At 34.6% G+C, this 6,406-nt stretch carries 6 protein-coding genes; all 6 read right to left on the bottom strand.

What is annotated here, in order from left to right; all coding sequences use genetic code 11:
- Positions 1-26 precede the first annotated feature (26 nt).
- From DW039_RS20220 to DW039_RS20195, 6 genes are read right to left on the bottom strand one after another with little or no spacing between them, the layout of a single operon-like run.
- On the bottom strand, positions 27-1,322 hold the full coding sequence (locus tag DW039_RS20220) for a hypothetical protein (RefSeq protein WP_120382301.1): 1,296 nt from the start codon (positions 1,320-1,322) through the stop codon (positions 27-29).
- The gene (locus tag DW039_RS20215; protein WP_165853126.1) at positions 1,315-2,304 is read right to left on the bottom strand and encodes a glycosyltransferase family 2 protein; all 990 of its coding nucleotides are present in this window, start codon (positions 2,302-2,304) and stop codon (positions 1,315-1,317) included. Before DW039_RS20215 ends, DW039_RS20220 begins: the two co-directional genes overlap by 8 nt.
- A 1-nt stretch (position 2,305) precedes the next feature.
- Positions 2,306-3,028 (bottom strand): glycosyltransferase family 25 protein, encoded by a 723-nt coding sequence (locus DW039_RS20210; protein ID WP_120382299.1) that lies wholly within the window; start codon positions 3,026-3,028, stop codon positions 2,306-2,308.
- Positions 3,025-3,978: a polysaccharide pyruvyl transferase family protein gene (locus DW039_RS20205; RefSeq protein WP_120382302.1), complete on the bottom strand. Its 954-nt coding sequence runs from the start codon at positions 3,976-3,978 to the stop codon at positions 3,025-3,027. Before DW039_RS20205 ends, DW039_RS20210 begins: the two co-directional genes overlap by 4 nt.
- Before the next feature lie 4 nt (positions 3,979-3,982).
- On the bottom strand, positions 3,983-4,969 hold the full coding sequence (locus DW039_RS20200; RefSeq protein ID WP_120382298.1) for a phosphorylcholine transferase LicD: 987 nt from the start codon (positions 4,967-4,969) through the stop codon (positions 3,983-3,985).
- A gap of 5 nt (positions 4,970-4,974) precedes the next feature.
- Positions 4,975-6,204 (bottom strand): oligosaccharide flippase family protein, encoded by a 1,230-nt coding sequence (locus DW039_RS20195; RefSeq protein WP_120382297.1) that lies wholly within the window; start codon positions 6,202-6,204, stop codon positions 4,975-4,977.
- Between the last annotated feature and the right edge of the window lie 202 nt (positions 6,205-6,406).

Genomic DNA, 6,406 nt, shown 5'->3' with positions numbered 1-6,406 from the left:
GTTCGCAGCGAAGATAGAGGTTGCAATCAATAGCCATTTTTTGACTGCTTACAGAAGGATTCATGTTTCTGTTCCTGATATTCGCAATAATAAAAATAGCCCAATAAAAATACGATGGAAACAGCCATCTTATTAAAGCCGATAGTCATGGCTTTAAATTCCATCAAAAATAAATAAGTAGTTAAACACAATCTGTATATTGTTACATTCCACTTATACTTTTTATCCTCAGATATTACTTTTATCGGGCTCAAAAGAAAAAGTTGATATAAAATCAGCACCATATATCCTACAATACCCCAATAAAACAAATTACGCATAACACCGATGTCTATATGTTTATAATAGGAACCAGTCAATGGATCTGTAAAATATCCGGTACCGATTAGCACTTCTATAGGAGTAATAGTTACCTCCCACATTTCTTGCAATCGATCCGTAGAACCGGTAGAAAACTCATCATTATAAAATAGCTTATAAAAGGGCTCGAAAGCGAAGGGAAACACATTCTCGACCAAGTGTATGGATATAGCAGGGAATAAAATATAAAATAATAGACAAGTAACCACTATAAACAGAAGTATCTTTATTATTATAAGTATCTTGTAAATTCCTCCACGATTGGCATTTAGAAGAAACAGAATGACACCAAACAGTGCACCGACAAAGCCAGTCCTGCCGGCAAACATTGTTCCTGCCAAAAGAACAACCCCTGTTATGATTTTATATACATTGATTCCATCCAACAAATATCTTTTTACATAAATAATATATAGCAATCCAAAGGCAAGCCCCAAACTCCACCCGGTTCCCGCTGCCAATGCCAGTCCCCGTCTTCCCGCTTCATTTGTTTGCAATTCATAAGCCCTATTGAAAGGCAGCAAAGCCGAGGCAAAAGGAGGGGTAACCGAAGCTACTATTTCTATAATGGACTGTACGAAAAATGCATATACAATATATTTCTCAATGTCAAAAGCAGTTATATGATAGCGTCTTCTCAACTCGGTCACAATAACGATACCCATTGATAAATGAATCATCTGTGCGAACACCGTTTTCACATAAGAATAATCAAAAGTGACATGTAAAGCACTATATGCTAATCCTACAAAAATAATGAAGGTAAGAAATGATAAAGTACGTACCGAGTAAATATCTTGATGGAAATAAACCTTATCATGCAGGTAAAGATAGAGAAAAGGGACGGCTATAATGATAGAACTAGTGATGGGACCGATTATATAAAATGAGAAAATATAGCAAAATACAGTAACCACACATGCTATCTCTTTCAGAGCAATTATCTTTTTAAATTCAAGCATAAACTTTAGCCAAACAAATCTTTATCCATCTACTCCCGTAAGCCATCACATTAAATGCGAATAGCATTCTCCAAGATGCGAGTTTCAATGCGATACGCCAATAACAGGACATTTCTTTATAGGTCAATATACAAGCATTTGCTTCCGGATATAAATCACTCCATTTTTTTTGTTGTTCCCCTTTGCTATTTAACAACAGACATAGTCTTACAGTCAATTTCATATAACACAGCTCATGATTCAGTTCTTCTAAATCATTATCGTATAAAAAGATTTCAAGCCTTTTTATTGCTTCTATCTGGTTTCGGAGAGATTTTTCAGACATACGTTGCGTATATGAATTAGTATTGAACTGTACATAATGATAATAAGCTTTAGGCAGATACACAATCTTCGCAGAATGAAAGCAAAGAGGGATGGTTGTCAATACATCCTCCCACATATTCACACCATCAGGAAAAGATATATTATTCTCTACATAAATTGCTTTTCTGACCAATTTATTCCAAATTCCACAGTGTAGCTCCCCTGCCAACATTTTTTTTATGCAGAATAAAGGATTGTCCGGATAATTCTGCTTTTGAATAGAAGTATGGTTTGCGTATTCATAATAATAATCTGTAACTACAATGTCCGCATCCGTTTCTTTAGCTTTGGCATACATTGCCTCATACATATCCGGTTCAACCCAATCATCACTATCACAATGTATGATATACTCTCCTTGGGCTATCTGTAATCCCGTATTTCTTACAGTTGCTAAACCGGAATTCTGTGTGTGATGAATTATCCGTATGCTTTCCAGTCGTTCAGGATAATCTGTCAGAACCCGTTGAAGAATTTCCATACTGTGATCGGGAGTACAATCATCTACAAAAATATATTCTATATCCATTAATGTTTGTTCCATCAAAGAACGTGCACAATGCTCTATATATTTTTCTACATTATAAACCGGAATGATAACGGATACCTTAATCATATTATGCTTCTTCAAAATGTCCTATAAACTTTAAAAACTTCATTGTTGACAAACGTGGTAAATTGAGTAATTTCCATTTCAGACTTTTATTTCTTCCTGGCTCTACATTGACAGTGGTTGTCAAATCACCATCCCATAGCTGATTTATCAGGTGTGGTAAAACAGCTTGTAGTTTCACACCTTTATGGCGGATGTAATACCAGTCATCCGCAGTGATATAAGGACGTGTTTCTATCAGAAGTTTTGCCGCAGCAAGGTTTATTACATACGAGTGAGTTAAGAAAGCATCATACACATTAGCCAGCTTGTACTCTCCCTCCAGATGGGTTGTATTGCCATACCAATACCAGCCCGACAATAAAACAACCGTAGGGATGCCCGTCTGCATCATCTCTCCTATCTTTTCCAATACGGTTTTAATATCCACAGACAAAGAAATATCATCCTCCAATATGAGGGCATACGGAAGATGTTCCTCCACCATTTTCTTATAGCATTTCTGGTGGCTGAGCGTACAGCCTATTTCGCCCGGACGGACTTTTACCGAGTAGCGCTTCTCAAATTCCTTTTCATCAAACGCTATAGTCCGTTCCTCTGTGTTCATGCTCCTCCCGTCCACGGCATTAATATATTCGATGCTTAAAAAAGGAAGTTTGCGGCATTGTTCTTCCATATATGTTCTGCGATCTATGGAATGCTTCAAGTTTATAATGTATGCTTTCATTTTGAGTAGTCATAGGGTTTCACCGCATCCAAATCCTTTAGCCAAGTATCATAAAAACTTCGGCATTTTCCATAGTTATTATCCAAGAAATATATCTTGTCTTTTCCCAATAATATGGATAGTATCATAACATGCAGGCGTGTAGTGTTGATTTCCTGATAACAACCAATAAAACGAGCCCCACTCTTTATCAAATGAGGGCGTAATATTTGATTGCAATAAAAATCAATATTTTTTTTTGACCATTCCGCGCGGATAATCCTATTCAATTTAAACAACGCATAAAGAAAACGCAATTTCGGTGTTGCTTTCTCACAAGTTGGCCAATCCCGAATATCAACCCCATGCCATTCCTCCCGGTTTATAGGTATAGACTCTTTGTCCATGCGCGCAATAAGCAAGCGACCGGATAAAGAAGACATGTGATGGTTCTCCAATAATTCTTTCGATATACAAAAAGCCATATCAGGCAGTAATAGTATCTCATTGCTAAATGAAGATTTCAATAATTCAAAAGAACGTCCATCCCGGGCACATATAGTTAGATTTTTATGCTTTCCCATTGCATTCGCATCCGGTGCTATCAATGATTTATCTGAATAATGAACAGTCTGAGGAAATAGAATGATTTTATTATTAGGATATTTTCGTATAACCTCCAATCTGAACATTTGTGCATCACGCCATACATCACCGAAATTTCCACCTCCGTGAAGCAGAATTATGACATCGGATTGCAATTTAGGAAAGGTACAAGTTATTGCATTGGCAAAGTCCAAGCATTTATATTTCAATGTTTTTAAAAAGCATCTTTCCCCTTCCCAAATGAGGGTGTCACCGATATTCTCATGATAGGGCAGATCCCATAACACATAATCATTGTCAATCAGAGGAGATAACTGATCAAAAATGATATTCCTTAATTTTTCTGTTTTTTCAAAACCATTCATTTTTTTATCTTTCAAATAGTATCGCAATCATTTTTTTCAGTCCGAATATTCTGATGACATTATACAAATGCCTAAAAGTTTTTGTTTTATATGTGAATTTGCACTGTTCTTGTATCAGCTTCATCATATTAACCGATGTATTTGACACTTTTATGTATTCATACGCAGCAGGGGCTCTTTGAACCATTTTCGGTAATGTCATGAAGTCATGATAAAAATATGATAGAAACTTATCATACTTATTAGGTACCGGAACTAATAAATTTTCAAATTTCAAATTTCTTATAGGGAATATATCTTCATAGTCTATTATTATTTGTCCGGAGTACTCAAAATAAGGATAGGTAAACACCGTGTTTAGCATGGGTAATTGAAGTCCGTATTCTGTATTATAGTAACTCAGAAAATTCCATTTTTTACTCAAGTATTCCTTACTGTGCTTTTGATAGTTTAAGTTGAAATCTTTCGACAAATATACCTTGTTGAATATATAATAATTGGCCTTATCCCTCATTCTGTTGTTTTCTTCCAGATTGAAAGTGTCTCTATCTAAAACATTTACGGGGCGTATATCCAACTTCACTGGCATTAATGTAAATGTCTTCTCAAACCGCGCATACAGATTAATCTTGCTTGCAAAGAAATTGCAACAATGATACCCCGTCTTTTCAGGTGAATAATATAGGTAAGTTGTTTGATTCTGTTTTGAATAGTCTTCCAATAAAGAAATCAATTTAAGATAGTCGCTTTTGCAGAGTGAAATATCAATATCATCATCCCATGGAATAAATCCCTGGTGGCGAACTGCTCCTATTAGCGTTCCTCCGTCAATCCAATATTGAATATTATTGTCGACACAAATTTGATTTACTATGCTCAATAAGTGCAGCATCTCTTTTTGCACCTCTTGCAGATGGGTAATAGAGTAATATTCTATTCCATTTTTCTTTTGATACAAGCATTTATCGGTTTTATAAATGTCTAATCCCATAACTTCTATTTTAAAATATATTTTTTTGATATATAATATCGATATGCACAAATGATATACTCCGGCAATATGTAAGCTAAAGCCATGGTATACAATGAAACGTTTCCTAAAAGGATTACTAAGGCAATTATAATTGAATAGGATACAGAAGAATATATCACACTCAAATTATATTCTTTGATATATCCGAAAGTGACTAATGTGGAAGCACCTAAAACGCTACTGATTCCAACGGCAGGCAACACTGTATTTAATACATATACTAAATTGGTTGCAGCATCGAGTTGTGAACTTCCTAAGAAATCGACGACATACGGAGCTATGAAAAACATAAAGAAAATAATTATGAAACTTACGCTTATAGAAACTTTCAACATTGTTTTTACTACACTTATATCTTTTGAATATGCTACGGATGGATATAAAACTTGGGCAATTATGTTGAAAGGAATTCTTAATATTCCAACTATTTTTGTACCCAAATCATAAACAGCCAAATCTCCATAACTTAATGTTGTTCCTATCAATACGGCATTTGTTTTTTCCATAGCAACAGAAATAAAACGAGAAAAGAAGAAAGGAATACTTCTGCAAAAAACCAATTTGATATAACGAAAAGGAACAAATGACAGTCTGATAGAGAAAAATCTGATTAGGATATAAAAAGAAACGATGGATGCAAAAATGCCTCCTAATGAATTCAACAGAGGTACGAAAATAAAATTGTCATCGGATTTTATTATTAGGAAGATTAAAAATAAAGAAAGGAAACGGGTCATAAAAGATATTATGGTAATATACTTCATCCTTTCCATTCCTTGAAAAAACCACGTAGGGAAATAAATTTCCTGTATACATAGACCTAATGAAAACAAGTATAAGAATTTGTAATGGACTATATCTGTAAACAAAATTATACTGATGTATATGATGGCAACTAACAGAAATATAAAAGATTTTAGGAGAAAAATAGAACTCACCACATGGGATAATGCAATATGGTTATTCCTTTTTTTACTGACGTCTTTGGCGGCAGAAACATTAAATCCGAAATTGACCATAATGACTAGATAGGCAACTATGGATTGCGCCATTACTACAGCTCCGTATGTATCTTTCCCTAATACTTTTATCAGATATGGATAAGTGATAAGCGGGAAAAATAGTCCCAAGAGTTCTAATAATGAAAGATATGAGAGATTGCTTATAATTATTTTATAACGACTTGTTTTCATGAATAAACGATATATGTTGGTGTCGTTCGATATTTGATTTGAAGCAGACTATACGTCTTCTTTTTTTGGGGGGAGAATACTAACATTCAACTCACACAGATAAAATGCCTTCGTTGCAAACCCTACCATTACATATTAATAGTAATGGAATCATTAGTGTCCACTAAAAAATCATAGTCGTTCTTTGAAATTGTTGAAATTC

This window comes from Bacteroides sp. AF39-16AC (assembly GCF_003602735.1).
GTDB classification, from domain to species: Bacteria; Bacteroidota; Bacteroidia; order Bacteroidales; family Bacteroidaceae; genus Bacteroides; species Bacteroides uniformis.
This window is presented reverse-complemented; position numbering and strand designations above follow the sequence as displayed.